The organism is Flagellimonas iocasae (assembly GCF_042682725.1).
Taxonomy (GTDB): domain Bacteria; phylum Bacteroidota; class Bacteroidia; order Flavobacteriales; family Flavobacteriaceae; genus Flagellimonas; species Flagellimonas iocasae.
The window spans coordinates 508,219-525,984 of the sequence record NZ_JBHUHU010000001.1; the positions used below are offsets into that span (position 1 = coordinate 508,219).

General features: G+C 43.9%; 19 protein-coding genes. 13 read left to right on the forward strand and 6 right to left on the reverse strand.

Annotation, left to right across the window (positions count from 1 at the left end; genetic code table 11):
* Positions 1–46: 46 nt before the first annotated feature.
* The 5 genes from ACFSJE_RS02235 (at position 47) to ACFSJE_RS02255 (ending at position 3,392) form a co-directional block, all read left to right on the forward strand.
* Positions 47–778: a cysteine hydrolase family protein gene (locus ACFSJE_RS02235; RefSeq protein WP_379829349.1), complete on the forward strand. Its 732-nt coding sequence runs from the start codon at positions 47–49 to the stop codon at positions 776–778.
* Positions 779–975: 197 nt separating this feature from the next.
* Entirely contained in the window at positions 976–1,521 is a 546-nt protein-coding gene (locus ACFSJE_RS02240) for a carboxymuconolactone decarboxylase family protein (protein ID WP_379829350.1), read from the forward strand.
* Between the two features lie 39 nt (positions 1,522–1,560).
* Positions 1,561–2,019 carry a YHS domain-containing (seleno)protein gene (locus ACFSJE_RS02245; protein ID WP_379829351.1) on the forward strand — a complete coding sequence of 153 codons (459 nt, stop codon included), beginning with the start codon at positions 1,561–1,563 and terminating at the stop codon, positions 2,017–2,019.
* A 59-nt stretch (positions 2,020–2,078) separates the two neighbouring features.
* Complete coding sequence (locus ACFSJE_RS02250) at positions 2,079–2,495, forward strand: DUF1348 family protein (RefSeq protein WP_379829352.1); 417 nt, start codon at positions 2,079–2,081, stop codon at positions 2,493–2,495.
* 12 nt (positions 2,496–2,507) lie between these two features.
* On the forward strand, positions 2,508–3,392 hold the full coding sequence (locus ACFSJE_RS02255) for a helix-turn-helix domain-containing protein (RefSeq protein ID WP_379829353.1): 885 nt from the start codon (positions 2,508–2,510) through the stop codon (positions 3,390–3,392).
* A gap of 60 nt (positions 3,393–3,452) precedes the next feature.
* Here ACFSJE_RS02255 and ACFSJE_RS02260 read toward each other — a convergent pair whose 3' ends face one another.
* Positions 3,453–5,645, reverse strand: a complete 2,193-nt coding sequence (locus ACFSJE_RS02260; RefSeq protein WP_379829354.1) for a transferrin receptor-like dimerization domain-containing protein — start codon at positions 5,643–5,645, stop codon at positions 3,453–3,455.
* Between the two features lie 171 nt (positions 5,646–5,816).
* Here ACFSJE_RS02260 and ACFSJE_RS02265 point away from each other — a divergent pair, with 171 nt between their 5' ends.
* The 7 genes from ACFSJE_RS02265 to ACFSJE_RS02295 all read left to right on the forward strand — a co-directional run bounded on the left by ACFSJE_RS02265 (position 5,817) and on the right by ACFSJE_RS02295 (position 9,699).
* Positions 5,817–6,137, forward strand: coding sequence for an ArsR/SmtB family transcription factor (locus ACFSJE_RS02265; RefSeq protein WP_379829355.1), 321 nt, complete (start codon positions 5,817–5,819; stop codon positions 6,135–6,137).
* Positions 6,138–6,142: 5 nt separating this feature from the next.
* Positions 6,143–6,610 carry an SRPBCC family protein gene (locus ACFSJE_RS02270; RefSeq protein WP_379829356.1) on the forward strand — a complete coding sequence of 156 codons (468 nt, stop codon included), beginning with the start codon at positions 6,143–6,145 and terminating at the stop codon, positions 6,608–6,610.
* Between the two features lie 12 nt (positions 6,611–6,622).
* Positions 6,623–7,030, forward strand: a complete 408-nt coding sequence (locus tag ACFSJE_RS02275) for a DoxX family protein (protein WP_379829357.1) — start codon at positions 6,623–6,625, stop codon at positions 7,028–7,030.
* Positions 7,027–7,656 (forward strand): YdeI/OmpD-associated family protein, encoded by a 630-nt coding sequence (locus ACFSJE_RS02280; RefSeq protein WP_379829358.1) that lies wholly within the window; start codon positions 7,027–7,029, stop codon positions 7,654–7,656. Before ACFSJE_RS02275 ends, ACFSJE_RS02280 begins: the two co-directional genes overlap by 4 nt.
* 45 nt (positions 7,657–7,701) lie before the next feature.
* The gene (locus tag ACFSJE_RS02285; RefSeq protein WP_379829359.1) at positions 7,702–8,076 is read left to right on the forward strand and encodes an iron chaperone; all 375 of its coding nucleotides are present in this window, start codon (positions 7,702–7,704) and stop codon (positions 8,074–8,076) included.
* A gap of 17 nt (positions 8,077–8,093) precedes the next feature.
* Positions 8,094–9,101 (forward strand): glycoside hydrolase family 43 protein, encoded by a 1,008-nt coding sequence (locus ACFSJE_RS02290; protein WP_379829360.1) that lies wholly within the window; start codon positions 8,094–8,096, stop codon positions 9,099–9,101.
* Between the two features lie 169 nt (positions 9,102–9,270).
* Positions 9,271–9,699, forward strand: coding sequence for an FKBP-type peptidyl-prolyl cis-trans isomerase (locus ACFSJE_RS02295; RefSeq protein WP_379829361.1), 429 nt, complete (start codon positions 9,271–9,273; stop codon positions 9,697–9,699).
* A 239-nt stretch (positions 9,700–9,938) separates the two neighbouring features.
* On the opposite strand, the gene ACFSJE_RS02300 is transcribed toward ACFSJE_RS02295, so the two are convergent.
* The 3 genes from ACFSJE_RS02300 to ACFSJE_RS02310 all read right to left on the reverse strand — a co-directional run bounded on the left by ACFSJE_RS02300 (position 9,939) and on the right by ACFSJE_RS02310 (position 13,163).
* Positions 9,939–10,736 carry a universal stress protein gene (locus tag ACFSJE_RS02300; protein ID WP_379829362.1) on the reverse strand — a complete coding sequence of 266 codons (798 nt, stop codon included), beginning with the start codon at positions 10,734–10,736 and terminating at the stop codon, positions 9,939–9,941.
* A gap of 140 nt (positions 10,737–10,876) precedes the next feature.
* Positions 10,877–12,247 (reverse strand): aldehyde dehydrogenase, encoded by a 1,371-nt coding sequence (locus ACFSJE_RS02305; protein WP_379829363.1) that lies wholly within the window; start codon positions 12,245–12,247, stop codon positions 10,877–10,879.
* 121 nt (positions 12,248–12,368) lie between these two features.
* Entirely contained in the window at positions 12,369–13,163 is a 795-nt protein-coding gene (locus ACFSJE_RS02310) for a hypothetical protein (protein WP_379829364.1), read from the reverse strand.
* A 155-nt stretch (positions 13,164–13,318) separates the two neighbouring features.
* Here ACFSJE_RS02310 and ACFSJE_RS02315 point away from each other — a divergent pair, with 155 nt between their 5' ends.
* Positions 13,319–13,795, forward strand: a complete 477-nt coding sequence (locus ACFSJE_RS02315; RefSeq protein WP_379829365.1) for a hypothetical protein — start codon at positions 13,319–13,321, stop codon at positions 13,793–13,795.
* 9 nt (positions 13,796–13,804) lie between these two features.
* On the opposite strand, the gene ACFSJE_RS02320 is transcribed toward ACFSJE_RS02315, so the two are convergent.
* Both ACFSJE_RS02320 and ACFSJE_RS02325 read right to left on the reverse strand, forming a co-directional pair.
* Positions 13,805–14,455: a class I SAM-dependent methyltransferase gene (locus ACFSJE_RS02320; RefSeq protein ID WP_379829366.1), complete on the reverse strand. Its 651-nt coding sequence runs from the start codon at positions 14,453–14,455 to the stop codon at positions 13,805–13,807.
* A gap of 6 nt (positions 14,456–14,461) precedes the next feature.
* Entirely contained in the window at positions 14,462–17,716 is a 3,255-nt protein-coding gene (locus tag ACFSJE_RS02325) for a VPS10 domain-containing protein (protein WP_379829367.1), read from the reverse strand.
* Positions 17,717–17,766 lie beyond the last annotated feature (50 nt).

Genomic DNA, 17,766 nt, shown 5'->3' on the forward strand with positions numbered 1-17,766 from the left:
ACTTTGTACCATAAAATTTAAGTATAACATTTTTAAGTACAACACCATGAAAAATTTATTCAGCACATTCGTAATTTTTACAACAGGAATTATGGGCGCTTTTGCCCAATTACCAGAACCGGGTTTTACCATAGATGAGCATACCGCCATTGTGATCACAGACCCACAAAACGACTTTCTCAGCCCCGATGGCGTTGCTTGGGGAGCTGTAGGCCAGAGCGTACAGGAGAACAACACCATTGAGAACCTGGAAACCATCTTTAAACTGGGCGAGGAACACAACATCCCTGTTTTTGTATCCCCACACTACTACTACGAGCACGACCACGTTTGGAAGTTTGAGGGAACCTTGGAGAAACTCATGCACAACATTACCATGTTTGATCGTGGCGACCAATTGAACGTTGAGGGGTTTGAGGGTTCTGGCGCCGACTGGTTGCCCCGCTACAAAAAGTACATCAACAAAGATAGGGTAGTGGTGACCAGTCCACACAAGGTCTTTGGTTCAGAAAGTAACGACTTGGCCCTACAACTGCGCAAGCAAAAAATTGACAAGGTCATCTTGGCAGGGATGTCCGGTAACCTTTGTGCCGAATCTCACATGAGGGAACTCGTGGAGAACGGTTTTGAGGTTGCCGTGGTAGGCGATGCTACTGCTTCGGCCAAACTTCCCGGATTGGATGGCGACCAAGCTGCCCAGACCAACTACAAAATGATTTCCAGCAAAGTGTTTACCACCCAAGAATTGGTAAGCGAGCTAAAAATGCACAAGAAATAAAAAGACAGTGTTTAACGAGAAGTGTGATGGTGCGGTTGAAGGACAAGGGGTCAAACGAAAGTTTGGCCCTTTGTTTTTTATGGGATGATGTACTTCGGGAAAAATGTCCAAGAGGATGTGAAGTTTGTCCATTTTATCCCAGCCGCTCGCACTGCAACTTTGTACCATCATTAATTCATAACAAAAAAGACAAGACTATGACACGTTTACAAGCATTAGATCCAAAGGAAGCCACCGGGCAATCAAAGGAATTGTTCAACGGCATCCAGAGCAAATTGGGAATGGTTCCCAACATGATGCGCACCATGGGGAATTCCCCAGCCGTATTGCAAGGGTACCTAAACCTAAGCGACGCACTGGGCAAAGGTTCCTTGGGTGGTCGATTGGGCGAACTGATCGCCTTGGCCGTAGCCGAAGCCAACAGCTGCAATTACTGTTTGTCCGCCCATTCCTTTATCGGAGAGAAATTGGTGCTGATTGATACCGACACCCTTCACATGGCCCGCGAAGGGAGAAATAAAGATTCAAAAGTGGCCGCAGCGCTGTTTTTTGCCCAAACCTTGGTGGAAAAACGCGGAAGGGTAAGTTCAGATGATGTTGAGACCGTAAAAGCCGCTGGTTATTCTGATGGCGAAGTGGGGGAAATCGTGGCTCATGTAGCCTTGAACGTATTCACCAATTATTTCAACAACACTGCCAACACCGATATCGATTTTCCGGTGGTGGAAGCAGAAACTGTGTAATCCATAATCACATTTATATAATCCAAAATCATGAAAACAATGAAACAAGTAGTTCTTTTGGCAATGGCCCTAGTTTGGGGAATTGCCGCGCAAGCCCAAGTTGACCCCGTGAACAAAGATGGCGTAGCCATTGGCGGGTATGATGTAGTATCCTATTTCTCTGGCGAAGCAAAACAGGGCAACAAAACCTATGCCGCCAAGCACGATGGGGTGACCTATTACTTTGCCAGCAAGGCCAACAAAGCCACTTTTACCCAATCACCCAGTACCTATGTACCCCAATTTGGCGGATATTGCGCTTGGGGTGTTGGTGAAAAACAGGCCAAGTTTCCCATCAACCCAGAAACATTTGATGTGATTGACGGTAAACTCTATCTGTTTTTCAACGGCGATTTTAACGGGGAGCCTTTTAACAGTTTCCCAGATTGGAGTGCCCGTACTTCCGAGTTGAAGAAAGCGGCGCACGACAGTTGGCCAAAGGTTAAGAACAGTAAATAATTCACTTAGGGCAGGTTGACGTTTCAGCTTGCCCTTTTTTCATTTTAAAAACACATACAATGGCAATAGAAAAAAAGTTTCCGTTACCTCCCTTTACTGAGGAAACCGCTAGAGAAAAAGTACAGTTGGCCGAGGATGCCTGGAACAGCCAAGATCCTGAAAAAGTGTCAAAGGCCTATACGGTGGACACCGAATGGCGCAACCGCTCCCAATTTGTGAATGGGCGCGAAGAAGTGGTCGCTTTTTTGAGTGACAAATGGAAAAAAGAAAAAAATTACAAGTTGAAGAAAGAACTTTGGGCTTTCACCGACAATAGAATAGCAGTTCGTTTTGAATACGAATACCAAAATGCCGAAGGAGCGTGGTTTCGCGCGTATGGAAACGAGAATTGGGAGTTCAACGAACATGGGCTAATGCAGAAACGCTACGCCAGTATCAACGACCTGCCGATCACCGAAACCGAACGACGCTTGTAAACAACCTTCACCATGGACATTTTCAACACCAACACACTCATCAACGAACAAACCGGGAACCTTGCCTTTAAACTCTCCAATTTTGAGGACGATTGCCAGTTTTGTTCGTTACAACGACTCAATTACTATTCCTTGATTTGGATAAAAAAGGGGAATGGCACTGCCAAAATCGATTTTGCAGAGTTTGATTTTACAGCGGATACCCTATTTGCCCTAACGCCTTATCAACCTTTTAGCCTTATCGAGAAGGAAAAAATAGAGGGTGTGGTGTTGAATTTCCATCCTGATTTTTTCTGTATCCATAAACACCAAGAACAGGTGGCCTGCAACGGAGTGCTGTTCAACAACATTTACAGTCCGCCTTATTTTTGTGTGGACGATACCATCCGAAGCAATTTTGAAATGGTGCTGGAGCAGATGCGCACCGAAGTGCAAAAAGCGGAGATGGCACAGTACGATTTATTGCTTTCCTATCTGAAAATATTCTTGATTACGGCATCACGGGCCAAGGCCAAGCAACAACCGGAATCCTTAAAAGACACTCCAGATGAAAAGGAACCGTTCATCATTCAGAATTTAAAGGACCTCATCGAAATGCATTTTAAAAGCAAACATTCGGCAGGGGAGTATGCCGATTTGTTGAACATCAGCCCAAAGGCGTTGGCCAAGATCACCAAGAACCATTTCAACAAAACCATGACCAACCTCATCTCGGAGCGCATCATTATTGAAGCCAAGCGGGAACTTTACCTCACCAACAAATCCGTAAAGGAAATCGCTTTTGACTTGGGATATGATGATGAGCACTACTTCAGTCGTTTTTTCAAAAACAATGCGGATATATCACCCAAGGTCTACCGAGACACCGTTGGTTTTGCAAGGGCAGCCATGGCCTAATCGTGAAGCATAAAAAAAAGGAGGCCATGGGCCTCCCTTGTTTTTTGTGTAAATCAAAAACTACTGTGCGATGCTGTTCAGTTTTTGAATGTGTGCATCAAAGTTTTTAAGCGTGCCGGTGAGGACTCCAATCTGTTCTTGGGCCTCTTGCCATTCTTTCTGCTCGATGGCCTCGCGCACGCCTGGAAGCGTTTTTACCCCATAGCCCGTGTAAAATCCGGGGGCGTAGATCTGGTGTTTGAACCAATCCCTTCGGGGCAATCCTTTTTCTGAGGTCAAGGCTTGCTCCATGTGCATCAACGCTTGGTTGAGTTCCGCTTTTTTGGAGGCAGAGAGTTGATTCTTGTCAACTTTGGAAAAGGTATCAATATCATTTTTCAAGTCCGCCAGTACATTTTGAATCGGTGAAAAATCCAAATAAGGAATTTCAGCTTCCTTCTCGGCAGCTTTTACAGGTTTCTTCGGGTCGTTGGCCAATCCATACTGATTTTTGGCCACTTTGGCATTGTGTTTTTCCACCTCGGAACGCATGGTTTCCAAAGTTTTCATCACTTCACCCAAATAGCCATCAACGGTGCTGTACCACTGTTGCAATTCAAACGGAAGCACTTCGGCATTCGCCAAACGAAGCACAATACGGCCTGCGGTGTTTGCCAAAGTTGTTCCGTATTCAAAACCAGGGTCTTTAAAACGGGTATAATGGGAATAGGTATCGTATATGGTGTGGTATTCCCCACCGGAACCTTCACCGCCAAATCCAAGATTCAGGGCAGCAATCCCACTATGCTGGATAAAAGGCGTATAATCGGAACCGGAACCCAGCGCGGACAGTGCAAATTTATCAGAGCCACCATGCACCACATTTCTAGCGGCCTGTCGTTCCGCAATGGAAACCTTGGTTTGTGGGTCAGTTACCTTGTTGGCCACTTCAGACACCATCGCTTGAAGGGTGTGGGAACCTCCGGCACCCAAAAACCCACGACTGTTTCCATCGGTGTTGATGTAGGCCACTGTTTTTTGTTGCAATTCGGCTCTGTGGTCTTCCACCCATTCCGTGGAACCGATGAGTCCGGTTTCTTCGGCATCCCATGCACAGTACACCAAGGTACGTTTTGGTTTTTTACCCGCTTTGGCCAGTTTTCCAACCACACGGGCTTCTTCCATCAGGGCCACGAGTCCACTAATGGGGTCGCTGGCGCCGTGTACCCAAGCATCGTGATGATTTCCACGAACCACCCACTGATCGGGAAGCTCCGCACCCTTTAGAGTGGCGATTACGTTATGGGCCGGTTTCAATTGCCAATCGAACTCCAATTTCAAATGCACTTTAGCAGGACCGGGGCCAATATGATAGGTAATGGGCAATCCACCGCGCCACGAAGCTGGGGCCACGGGACCTTCCAATGCTTCAAGTAGCGGTTGTGCATCCTCATACGAAATCGGCAACACGGGAATTTTGGTAATGGTAGGAGCATCTTCGCGCTTTAAACGTTTGGCATCTTTGGTGGCGGCGTAGCCCGGCGTCAATACATCCCCAGGGTAGAGGGGCATGTCCATCACGGAACCACGCTGCACTCCAGTTTTATTTTTAAAAGCACCTTTTGGGTATACATCGCCTTGCGCATAACCATCATCCTCAGGGTCAGAATAAATGATACAACCAATGGCCCCTTTTTCCGCGGCCAATTTTGGCTTGATACCGCGCCATGAACCATAGTATTTCGCTATCACGATTTTACCCTTCACATCGATGCCTAATTTTTCCAGTTCCTCATAATCGCTGGGGATGCCATAGTTCACATAGACCAATTCTGCTTCTACATCACCATCGGTGGAATACGCATTGTAACTGGGCAATAGATTTTCTTGACTGGTATATGGGTCACCTTCCACAGGAACAGCCTCCAATTTGGCTTTATAAGTGGTAGGGCCAGTCAATTCCAGTACCCGAACTTTAGGGTAAGGAAAAAGCACATGATAAGTTTCCACCTTGGTGTTATACCCCCAAGATTTGAATTGCTTTTCCATCCATTTCACATTCTTTTCACCATATTCGGTGCCCACCCAATGGGGTTCACCGGCCAGGAGTAGCATCCATTGGTCCAGATTTTCGGTGGATAGTTGTTTTTCGAATTCAGATTCGAGTTGAAGTTGTTTTACGGAAGCATCTTTGCTGAACCCGATAATGTTTTCTTGGGCCCATGTGGTAGCCATTGCCACCATGAAGAGTAGGGGGAGTACGGTTTTTTTCATTTTTGTTTGAATTAGCACTTAAATGTAAGGGATTCATTGAGTTTTTTAAAGCAATTCGTAAATAACCATGTTTAGTTTTCAAAGAATAGGTGAATTTCATGATTATATTTTTTTCAAAATACTTGCGCAGTTAAATGGCTGCACATATATTTGCAGTCAAATAGCTGCATAATGGAATTGAGAAGAGATGTATTTCAAGCAATTGCGGACCCTACTCGACGGGCCATCATAGCCTTGGTGGCAGCCAATGCTATGACTCCTGGGGCCATAGCCGGGAATTTTGATTCGTCACGACAGACCATATCAAAACACATTCAAATTTTGACGGAATGTGAACTGTTGCGTCAAGAACAACAGGGCAGGGAAATCTATTATCATTTCATTCCGACCAACCTCAAAATGATTGCCGATTTTATTGAGCCGTTCCGGGAGTTGTGGGATGATCGGTTCAATAAACTGGAAGCAGTTATGAAAAATCAAGAAAACCTATAATTGATATGGAACGAAAGACCCAAGTGCATGCAGAGGATGGCAAGCAGGAAATTTTTATTACCCGAGAGTTTGAACTGCCTTTGGATTTGCTGTTCAAAGCCTACGTGCAACCGGAAATTGTGGAACAATGGATGGGAACTAAAGTCCTTAAGTTGGAAAACCATAAACACGGGAGCTATCAATTTGAGACCACCGACCCCAAGGGCAACAAGCATCGTTTCAATGGCACCATCCATGAATTTGAGCCCGAATTGAAAATCACCCGCACCTTTGAAATGGAAAATTCGGGTTTTCCGGTACAACTGGAGTTTTTGGAGTTTGAATCCATTTCCGAAGGAAAAAGCCGATTACGAATGCAAATGGTTTTCAAATCTGTAGGGGATAGGGACCGCATGCTGCAATTGCCATTTAGACAGGGCATCAACATGGCCCATGACCGATTACAGAAGGTAACACAAAATTTAAATTCGTAAAACAAGCACATCATGACAGAACAAAATCAGTCTAGAACGAAGGCGGGTAAAATTACCTATTGGATAGCCACAGTATGGCTGGCCTTAGGAATGACTTCCACAGGAATTGTTCAATTGATGCGCATGGAGGAAGAGGTGCAGATGATGGACCATTTAGGATATCCCATTTATTTTCTAACCATCATTGGTGTCTGGAAACTTTTGGGAGCGATCACTATTTTAATTCCTAAATTTCTTTTACTAAAGGAGTGGGCCTATGCGGGTTTTGTCTTTGCCATGACAGGGGCCATCATTTCCCATATAGCCATTAGTGATGGCTTGATGGACCTTTTTGGACCAACGTTGCTTTTGGTATTAACCGGTATTTCCTGGTATTTTAGACCAACAAATAGAAGACTCATCCCAATCAATACAAAATGAACACAAACCCCGAAGTTGACGAATATTTAGCCGAAGGCTGTGGCCGATGTGATTTGGTGGGCACACCAGAGTGTAAGGTGCAAAGCTGGCAAGATGAAATTAAGGCATTACGCAGGATAATTTTGGAATGTGGGCTTACCGAGGAACGAAAATGGGGTTCTCCCTGCTATACACACAACAGTAAGAACGTGTTAATGATAGCGGCTTTTAAGGATAACTGTTCCCTTAGCTTTTTAAAAGGAGTACTGTTGAAAGATGATCAGGGCATTTTGGAAAAGCCGGGAGAAAATTCCCAATCGGTTCGATTTGTTCGGTTTACGGATGTGAAACAGGTCACAGACCTTTGGGATGTTTTGAAGCAGTATGTTTTCGAAGCCATTGAGGTTGAAAAAGCCGGATTGGAGGTGAAAAAGAAAGACATCTCCGACTATGAGGTGCCCGAAGAATTTCAGGATAGGCTGGACGCTGACCCTGAACTAAAAGCTGCTTTTGAAAGTCTCACCCCGGGGCGGCAAAAAGGATATTTACTCTATTTTTCAGCAGCTAAACAGTCCAAAACCCGGGAAGCCCGAATTGAAAAGTACATCCCGAAAATATTGCAGGGCATTGGGTTTCATGATCGGTAGGCTTTCATTCTATTTTTTTACTTTTAGTCCCTTATCTGCATCGTTATGGAAAACAAGAAGCCTACTACCGTTGAGGAATACATCGAGCAACTTCCTGAGCCAGCGCAATCAATACACAAAAAAGTCCGCTCGATTTTAAAAAGTGTTGTTCCCAGCGCAACGGAAGGGTTAAAATGGGGGCAACCCGTTTTTGAATCAGAAACCATACTTTTTGCGTATGCTGCGCACAAATCGCATTTAACTTTTGTTCCTACTGGGCCAGCATTAAAACCTTTTGAAAAAGAGCTGGAAGCATACACTACCAAAAAGGATTCCGTTCAATTTCCCTACAATAAACCACTACCAGAATCCTTGATTCAAAAAATCGCTGAATTCAGAAAAGAAGATGTTGAAGAAAGGGGAGCTAAATGGAAATATTAAAAAAGAGTTTACCTAATATGTGTTTTAGAAGTCTGACTTTATTGGCATGTTTGTTATTCAGTTGCTACACCTTTGCCCAAGAACTTCATAGTGAACAGAACAATCCCATTTTTGAGGGATGGTACGCCGACCCGGAAGGTGTCGTTTTTGGAGATACGTATTGGGTGTACCCCACATTTTCGGATGATTATGATATGCAACTGCATTTTGATGCTTTTTCATCCAAGGACCTGGTGAACTGGGAAAAGCACGAACGCATTTTGGATACTACCCAAATAAAGTGGCTTCGGCAAGCACTGTGGGCCCCTTCCATCATTAAAAAGGACAGCAAATACTATCTCTTTTTTGGTGCGAATGATATCCAAAGGCCAGGTCGCAATTCGTATGACCCGAATAACGATATCAACCATTATGGTGGAATAGGGGTCGCCGTGGCCGATAGTCCGGGTGGACCCTTTCAGGATTATTTGGGCAAGCCACTCATTTCTGATTTTTATAATGATGCCCAACCCATTGACCAATTCGCTTTTAAGGATACAGATGGCACCTATTATTTTTTCTATGGAGGTTGGAGTCATTGTAATTTGGGTAGACTTCATTCTGATTTTACGGGATTCGTACCGTGGGAAGATGGCAATCTTTTCAAGGAAATTACCCCAGAAGGATATGTGGAAGGGCCGTTTATGTTTCTGCGTAATGACATCTATTATTTTATGTGGTCTGAAGGGAACTGGACCGACGGAAGCTATAAAGTAGCCTACTCCATGTCCGATAAACCCACGGGACCCTACAAACGCATCGGTACGGTTTTGGAATCCCAGGAGGGCGACATAGCCACAGGGGCAGGGCATCACTCGGTAATCAATAAACCGGGAACGGATGAATGGATCATGGTCTATCACCGAAGGCCCATCCCCAATATGGACCGTGACCATCGGGTCACCTGTATGGACAAGATGGAATTCAATGCGGATGGCACTATAAAACCTGTAAAAATGACTTTTGAAGGGGTGGGAACCCACTAAAAGTTGCTACATATAGTTCTATTACCCTTCGACTTGTAGTGAACATTTTAAAAACAGTTTCTTTTCAAAATGGTAACACTTTGAAAAGCAATTGTCCATGCATTCGTTGAACTATTTTATAGCCCATATATTTGCAATGTTTTGATTCTAAAAATTATAAAACAACATTATGAGTAAAGTAAAAGAGAATGACACGGTAAAGGTCCATTATACCGGTAAACTGACCAATGGGCAAATTTTTGACAGCTCATTGCAACGGGAGCCTTTGGAAGTGGCCCTAGGTCAAGGTCAGCTTATCCCAGGATTTGAAAAAGGACTTATTGATATGGCCGTAAATGAAAAGAAAACCATTACCATAGACAAGAAAGACGCTTATGGCGAGGTGAATGAATCGCTTTTTCAAAAAATATCCAAAACCCAATTGCCTGAAGATTTGAAACCTGAAGTGGGTATGGGCTTGGTGGGTTCCAATGCTGAAGGACAGCAACAGCAATTCCGCGTGGCCAAAATCGAAGAAAACGATATTATCTTGGATGCCAACCATCCTTTGGCGGGCCAAGATTTGGTGTTTGACCTAGAGGTAGTTGAGATACTATAATATCTTATTGAAAGAAATTAAGAACCTGTCTTGAAAAAGGCGGGTTTTTTTGTGGTGAATACATTTGGCAGCAATAATCCTCATAAAAGTATTTGTAAGGAAAATTATTATTAAAACGACACTTCCTAAGCAATTTTACATAACGTCAAATTATGGCTTTATTAATTGAACCATAATTTACATTATGTAAAATAGAACAAATCTAATCTAAGGAAATACTTGTCTTCCCCGTCCTAATTTCACTTCATGATAAATACCGGAACTGTAGCCCTTCGCCATAATTGTTCGGCCGGACTGCTTTGAAACGAAAATACTTTCTTTTGACTCTTTGGAACACACAACAACTGTGTATTGGTCCGTGACACATAGCTCACCAAACCATCTAGTGCATTGGCACCTTCAGTAAACACATAAGAAACTGATTTCTGAAGCGGATTCAATTCTTGCTCGCTTGGCTGAACTTTTCCTTTAATATTAAATACACGCACAGGTTTGTCACTATCGCGTTTTAAATCTTTTATAATTTCAAGACCGTTTTCTCGAAGTCCATTGGTAAAAACCCCTAAATTAAGGTCCTTGAACGTGTGAAATTTATCATCTTTTCCCGTAATCAATACATGGGTTTCGGTTTCATTGATGACAAAATCGGTGATACTATCGCCTAAAAAACCAGGTCTGCGCTTGCCCAAAACCAAAATATCCGGTCTTTGAAGGGCCAAATAGTCTCTTACCCGGTTTTTAACATTACCATATTCCAATCTATAGGAAATGGTCATCCGTTCTTCCCTTTCAATAGTGCCTATCAATTTTTGCATTTGGGAACGGGTATCCCTGTCATCCTTGTAAATGGTTCGGATGGCCGATAATTGACTTTCGCGCTGCACAACATCTGCGGCAGGCTTCACATGAAAGACCTCCACTGCTCCGTCAAGTGTTTTGGCCAATTGTACAGCATTGGTCAGTACTTGCTCCGAACTTTTGGTCAAATCCAATAAAACAGAAATTCGATATTTGGCGGAAGTGGTTTTAGGTTCCATGGCGTCAACGTTTTGGCGTGTCTCTTAAAGATAGCATCAAACTTGGGCGTGCAGCCAGAGTTTAACTTTTGATTAATAAATATATGTTTGGTCTTCAATAGGATGCCCCTAAAATTGTGGATTTAGCAAAAAAGAGTCGCTTAAAATAGATGCTTAAATCGTTTTACCCAGCGAATCGGAAGTTTGTAAGGTGCATAACGCAAGGGAACATCCACCCAATTGGCCCGTTTTACCATGGATTTTTTGTGTGAAAACAGGTCGAAGGAATGCTTCCCGTGGTACCCCCCTATCCCCGATGCACCTACACCTCCAAATGGAAGTCGTTTGTTGCTGATATGTACCACGGTATCATTTATGGTGCCACCTCCAAAGGAATATTGGGATAATAATTTATTTTGGAATTTTTTACGTGTTGAAAAAAGATAAAACGCCAACGGTTTTCCATAGTTTGAAATATACTGATGCAGCTCCTCCTCTTTTTCATAGGCAATGATGGGTAAAATGGGGCCGAAAATCTCCCCCTTCATTAAAGCACTGTTCAATTTTGGCTCATCCACCAAAGTTGGTTCCACATAATTGTCCTGATCTACGCAAGTACCGCCAAAAAGAAGAGTTTCCCCTTCAAGCATCTCTTTAAGTTCCTGATAGTGTTTCTTTGTGGTGATTCGCGCAAAATCCGGTGATTTCTGAATATCCGTACCATAAAATTCAGTGATATACCGTTTAAGCTCTTCCGCTAATTTTCCCTTTACGGAGAAATGGACCAAAATATAATCCGGAGCCAAACAGGTCTGCCCTGCATTAATGAATTTTCCCCAAACAATACGTTTAGCAGCCAATTTCAGGGCTGCTGTTTCATCCACCACACAAGGATTTTTGCCGCCAAGCTCCAAGGTAACGGGAGTCAAGTGTTCTGCAGCGCTTTTGTACACTATTTGTCCCACCCGTGTACTTCCGGTAAAGAAGATGTATTCCCATTTTTCAGCCAAAAGTGCTTGGGAAACCTCCACTCCACCTTCCACCACGGTTACATATTCCGGGGGAAATACCTTTTGGATGATTTCAGCAATAATTCTCGAGGTATTCGGGCTTAGTTCCGAAGGTTTAAGCACCACCGTGTTTCCAGCTGCCAATGCCCCAACCATGGGCGCCAAAGTCAGCATGAAGGGATAATTCCAAGGCGATATGATCAAAACTTTTCCGTAAGGTTCAGACTGAATCCAATCTTTTGACGGAAAGTTTGTCCAAGAAGACTCTACCGGTTCCGGTTGACTCCATCGCCCAACATTTTTGATGGTATGGTTCAATTCTGCTAGCACCAACTGGGTTTCCGTGGCCAATGATTCAAACTTTGGCTTTTTAAAATCAGCGTACAGCGCATCACAAATGGCGTCTTCTCGGGACGTGATTTCTTGTTTCAATCGCTTTAGGTATTCCTTTCTAAAAGCGACATCCTTGGTCTTTTGGGTTGAAAAAAACGCATTTTGGGCAGTAACAATATCCTTTACCATGGTCAAGTTCCAATCATTTCCATAAATATAGTCAAACCCAAATTAGATTACAGCGGAAACCGGAAAACAAAAAAGCACCGACTTTCGCCGATGCTTTTTCATTATGTTTTATTTTGAAAACTTATAGGCTGATTTCCTCAGAAGCTCCATTAGGATAAATAATTGTGGCTTGGTCATCGCATTCGCCATCTCCAAAATCCACCACAATGTCAAGTCCATTTTTGGTGACGATCATACTACCTGAAGTGATATTTTCGCAGCTAAGGCTACCTTCCAGTTCATCAATGATTTCCACTGCGTAGGTGTTTCCATCCGCTTCAATGGTCCAGTTACCGGCAAGACTAAAGGTGCTGCTCTGAAGGTCTTCACCAAAGGTAAAACCAAAGGTTTTGGTCCCAGATTCAGAAATAACACTCTCATCCTCAAACTCAACACTCATATCACTGGTTACCGTAAATGAGAAAGAATTGCTGTCCATATTGCCGTTCATCACAAAGCTTCGGGTTCCGTTTATTTTAATCGTGCCCACATAAAAGTCAACATAGGTAGCCGTAAAAGAGGCTGACTGCTCCCCTACTTCGTAGGTTACGGTGACAGTACCATTAACGTTATCAGTTCCGTTCAACACACAATTGTTGAAGGTGGCCACAAATCCGGTTTCAGAATATTCCGCGGTGTAGCAATCGTTGGTTTTGGCTGAAGAACCTGCTTTGGCAGCTGTATCATCAGCAAAAAGTTCTGCAAGTGCATTATCGGCAATGCTGGAGATATCATCAGTCTCCATAATGGTCTGAAGATCTGTCTGGGTCAGTTCTTGCTCGGCGTTTGGTTTGCCATCCTCACTACAAGATTGGGCCAAAAACAAAGAAACACTCGTTAGGGCAATTGTATAGATTTTTTTTGTAAGTCCGTTCATGTTACTTTAGTGATTTGTTATGCTCCACTAACGAAAAGCAATCTTCTTTAGTGTTTTACCGCCCTTTTTATCGATAAAATGCCGCCCTGTTTAAAATAATAAGCTCTTAAATGTGTTATTTTACAGTAAGAAAACAGCAACTTAAGCATTGCACTATGAAAAAATTTAAAGCGATTTCCTCTTTTCTAGTATTGATTTTTCTATTGGTTTCCTGTGGAAGTGATGATGGTGGCGGTGAAATTGCGACTGACCTTCAGGTTATAGGGATTTGGGATTTGGCTGAAGTGAACATTAGCTCATCCCAAGATGTAGATATGGATGGCACCTCCTCTACCAACTTGATGGACGAAGTGGAATGCATTTCAGGGACCATTTTGATTGATGGTGACGGCGTATGGACTTTTGAGCAGACAGGAATCTCCATAACGGCCATTACAGGAGGGCAGTATTTTGCCCAATGTTCTGGAAATGATGTTACCGGAACTGGTGCTTGGTCCGTCAATGGGAGTCAAATCACATTTCAAGGTAGTACCCTGTTAGGTACACTTTCTTTTAGTGGGGACCGACTAACCAATAACGTAGGTGACGATTTGCCCGGTGTTAGAAGTTATGTTTACATCCGAAGAGAATAAGATTTATCTTTAGTCTGATTTTTCCGCGAGAATAATCCACATTTGCTTATCCGTTTCGCGTTCCCAGTCTCCATGGTCTTCTATTTCAGAAATAATGGTAAAGCCTGCTTGTTTTAATTCTTCTCGCACATATTCCGGACCCAAAGAATGGGATGACACTTGCTGTTCCCTGGATTTCCCACGGACCCAATCCTTGAGCTTTTCCATAATCATGAGTTGACCTCCTGGTTTCAGGGCTCTTTTTACATGTTGAAGGATTTCTTCATGAGCGTCCATCTCGTGGTACGTATCAAAAATGAAAACGGCATCCAAATCTCCTTCTGGCAGCTTCGGATTATCGGTTTCTCCAAGAATGGTGATGATGTTGCCCAGATTTCTGTCGTGGGCATTGGCACGAAGCTTTTGCAGTCGGTCTTCACGAATATCAACCGCAAAAACCCTTCCGCTTTCCGAAACTTTTCGCGCCAAATGTATACTCAAATAGCCTTCATGACAACCGATATCGGCCACCTTGTCCCCTGATCCAACTGCGGTCATGGAGAGTACAGCGTTAGTTTTCATCCATTGGTCCCGTTCCTCCCAATCCGATTCGGTGTATTGTGCTTGGAGCCCAAACACAGAACCCATGAATAGAATTAGAAAGGAACGGACGGATGTCATATTGATTTAGTTTTCTATCAGTCCTTGACTTTCAATCCAAGGTGCTCCCGCAGCCTTCAATTCAGACTCCAACCCAGGTAGCGTGCTGTTGACCAAGGTTGATAATTCCTTTTTGATTTCCTGTAGCTGCCCGTCAGCCCTATCCAAGGCCGCTTTTTGGTTTCCAGTGGGGCCATAGGTGTTTATCAGCGCAACGGTACCAATCAAGACGCCATCTACAGGAGAAGGAACGTTCTTTTCGCCCACTTCATTCTTGGCTGGATTTCCTTGCATTTTAATGGTAAGGGCTGCCAATTTTGTTTTTGCATCAAAGATTTTGTCCGAAAGTGCTTTGCTTGGCCGTTCCGCCTCATCCAAGGCCCTTTTCATGGCGTCCACTTTCTTTACACTTTTTTGCAACACAGTGGTTGTAGCCGTAAGGTCTTGTTGGAAATCTTGGAACTTCTCCCGGAACGCATTGATTTCAGTGACCGGTTTCGCTGGAAGAGCGCCTTTACCCAGTGGTTTTACCTCAAAGTTTTGGGCGCTTGAAAGCTGTTTGAGCTCGCCATTGATTCTCTGGTACAATTCTACCGAATAGGTACCCGGAGTTGCTCGGTATGGAGCAGGCAAAAACTCTTCGTCTCCCCCTCCTCCTGTTGGTTCGTCCAATGGAATACCAGTACGCTCCGCATAGGACAAATCCCAAGCCACACGATTGAATCCTTTTTTATTGGTTCCATCAACCGTATTGACCACATTTCCGTCGCTGTCTTTTACCAAAAGTAGTAAAGTTGGTTTTTCCTGAAGGGTCTCATCTTCCAATGCATCCCAGCCCGGGAAAGGAATATTTGCCTTTTGTTTGGTCAATTCCTTTTCCTTTTCGGTACGGATTTCTTTGAGTGATTTTAGTTTTTCAGGCAAATAGTAGGTAAAAGTAGCTCCATACGGTGGATTTTTGGCAGCGTACTCTGAATGCCCTTGTCCATAAACAGCTTCCCTTTCCATATACCAATAGGCAGGTTGCACGGCAAATAATTTTGGCTCTTTGGTAGATGGGTCAAACTCCCGAAGCGGGGAAATATCATCCAAAATATAAATTCCACGGCCAAAAGAGCCTCCTACTAAATCGTCCTCTCTTCGCTGTATGGTAACATCCCTGAAAGAAATGGTGGGTACTCCCCCATCCAATTTTGTCCATGTGTTTCCTCCATTGGTGGTGAAATAAATGCCATATTCCGTGGCAGCGAACAGCATATCTTTCTTTTTGTGGTCTTGCACGATGCGCCATGTGATCAATCGCTTGGGCAAATTGCCGTTGATAAAGGTCCACGTGGTTCCTTTATCCGTACTCTTGAGTAGATACGGTTTAAAATCTCCTTCTTTGTGGTTGTCCAAGACCAAGTACACGGTATTTGCATCGTAAAGATCTGCCCTAACATCGTTAACAAATGCTCTGCTGGGCACCCCCTTAATCGTTCCCAACATGATTTTTCGCCACGTGGCACCTCCATCCTCTGTAACTTGAACGATACCATCATCAGTTCCGGCATAGAGTAATCCTTCTTGGACTGGGGATTCGGCCAAAGAGGTAATGGTATTGTAATTGGACATGGCATTCACATCCCAAGGATTGTCCCAACTTTGTTGGCCTCCCATGATAGGTTGGTCGAAACGTTCTTCATGACGGGTTAAATCTGATGAAATAGGAGTCCAATCATCTCCGCGATTTTCAGATTTCCAAACCCTGTATGAAGCATAGTAAATTCGTGATGGTTTATGTGGGCTTACCAAAATGGGTGCATCCCAATTGAAGCGCTCATTCGGCTCGCCTGCTCTTGGTTGTGGTTGAACAAAAACAGATTCGCCTGTTGTTTGGTCAATACGCCACAACCACCCTTCTTGAAATTCACCATAGGTGATGTCAGGATTTCCAGGCTCCGTTGCGGATTGGTGCCCATCAGCCCCCAGGGTAATCCACCAATCTGAATTTAAGATACCAGCTTGATTTTTGGTTTGGGAAGGTCCTCCATGCGAACCGTTGTCCTGTGTGCCACCATAAATTTTATAGAAAGGGGTTGAATCATCAACCGCTATTTTGTAGTATTGGGTCACGGGAAGGTTGTCAAAAAACCGCCATGTTTCGGTATGGTCATAGGACTCATAAAGGCCACCATCGGTTCCGAAAATCACATAATCCGGGTCCGACTTCTTAAAGGCCATGGCATGACTATCCACATGCTTTTTATCTTCATTCATTTCTGTAAATGTTTTTCCATTGTCATTGGAAATGAATACAATGTAGCTCATAAGGTAAAGTGTTCCTTCATGGTGCGGAGAGGCGTATAATTCCTGATAATAATGTGGTCCAGTTCCGCCGGAAACGGCATCGGACTGTTTGGTCCAAGACGCACCACCATTTTCAGTTATGTAAAGCCCACCCTTTTTTCGGTCCAATTCAATAGCGGCATAAACCGTATTGGAATCAAATGGGGAAATGGCCAGTCCAATCTTGCCTAAATTTGATGTCGGGATTCCGTTGGTCAATTCTGTCCAGGTATCACCACCATCAGTGCTCTTATGAATTCCAGACCCGGGTCCCCCACCCATATAGGAAGCTACCGTTCTATGTCGGTCCCAAGTAGCGGCGTAAAGTATGTCTGGGTTCATGGGATCAATAACAATATCAGTGGCCCCCGTCCATTCACTGTTTCCAAGGGTTCTGTTCCAGGTTTTTCCGCCATCGGTGGTTTTGTAAAGTCCACGCTCGCCACCTTTGCTCCAAAGAGGTCCTTGTGCAGCCACCCAAACAACATTCGAATTTTCAGGATGGACCACAATCTTGGAAATGTGTTCGGAGGTTTTTAGCCCTGTGTTTTCCCACGTTTTTCCTTCATCATGGCTTACGTAGACTCCATCACCAAAGCCAACGTGCCTACCTCCTACGTTCTCACCGGTCCCTACCCAAATTGTGCTTGGATTGTTCGGATCGATGGTAACGCATCCGATGGAATAACTGGATTCTTTATCGAAAATAGGCGTCCAAGTGACACCTGCATTGGTGGTTTTCCATACCCCACCAGAACCTACAGCCACATACCAAATACTTTCGTTGGTGGGATGAATGGCAATATCCGCAATACGGCCAGAGGTCAAAGCTGGACCAATGCTCCTGAATTCCAAACCGGAGTACGGCGATGGTTCAGGGTCTTGGGCAATTGATGAAAGTGAAAAAACAATGGAAAGAAGAAGTGCAGAACAGAATTTGTAACAGTGTCCCATATATAACAGTTTAAGTTGAATTAGCACTGTAATATAACCAAAACCCGAAT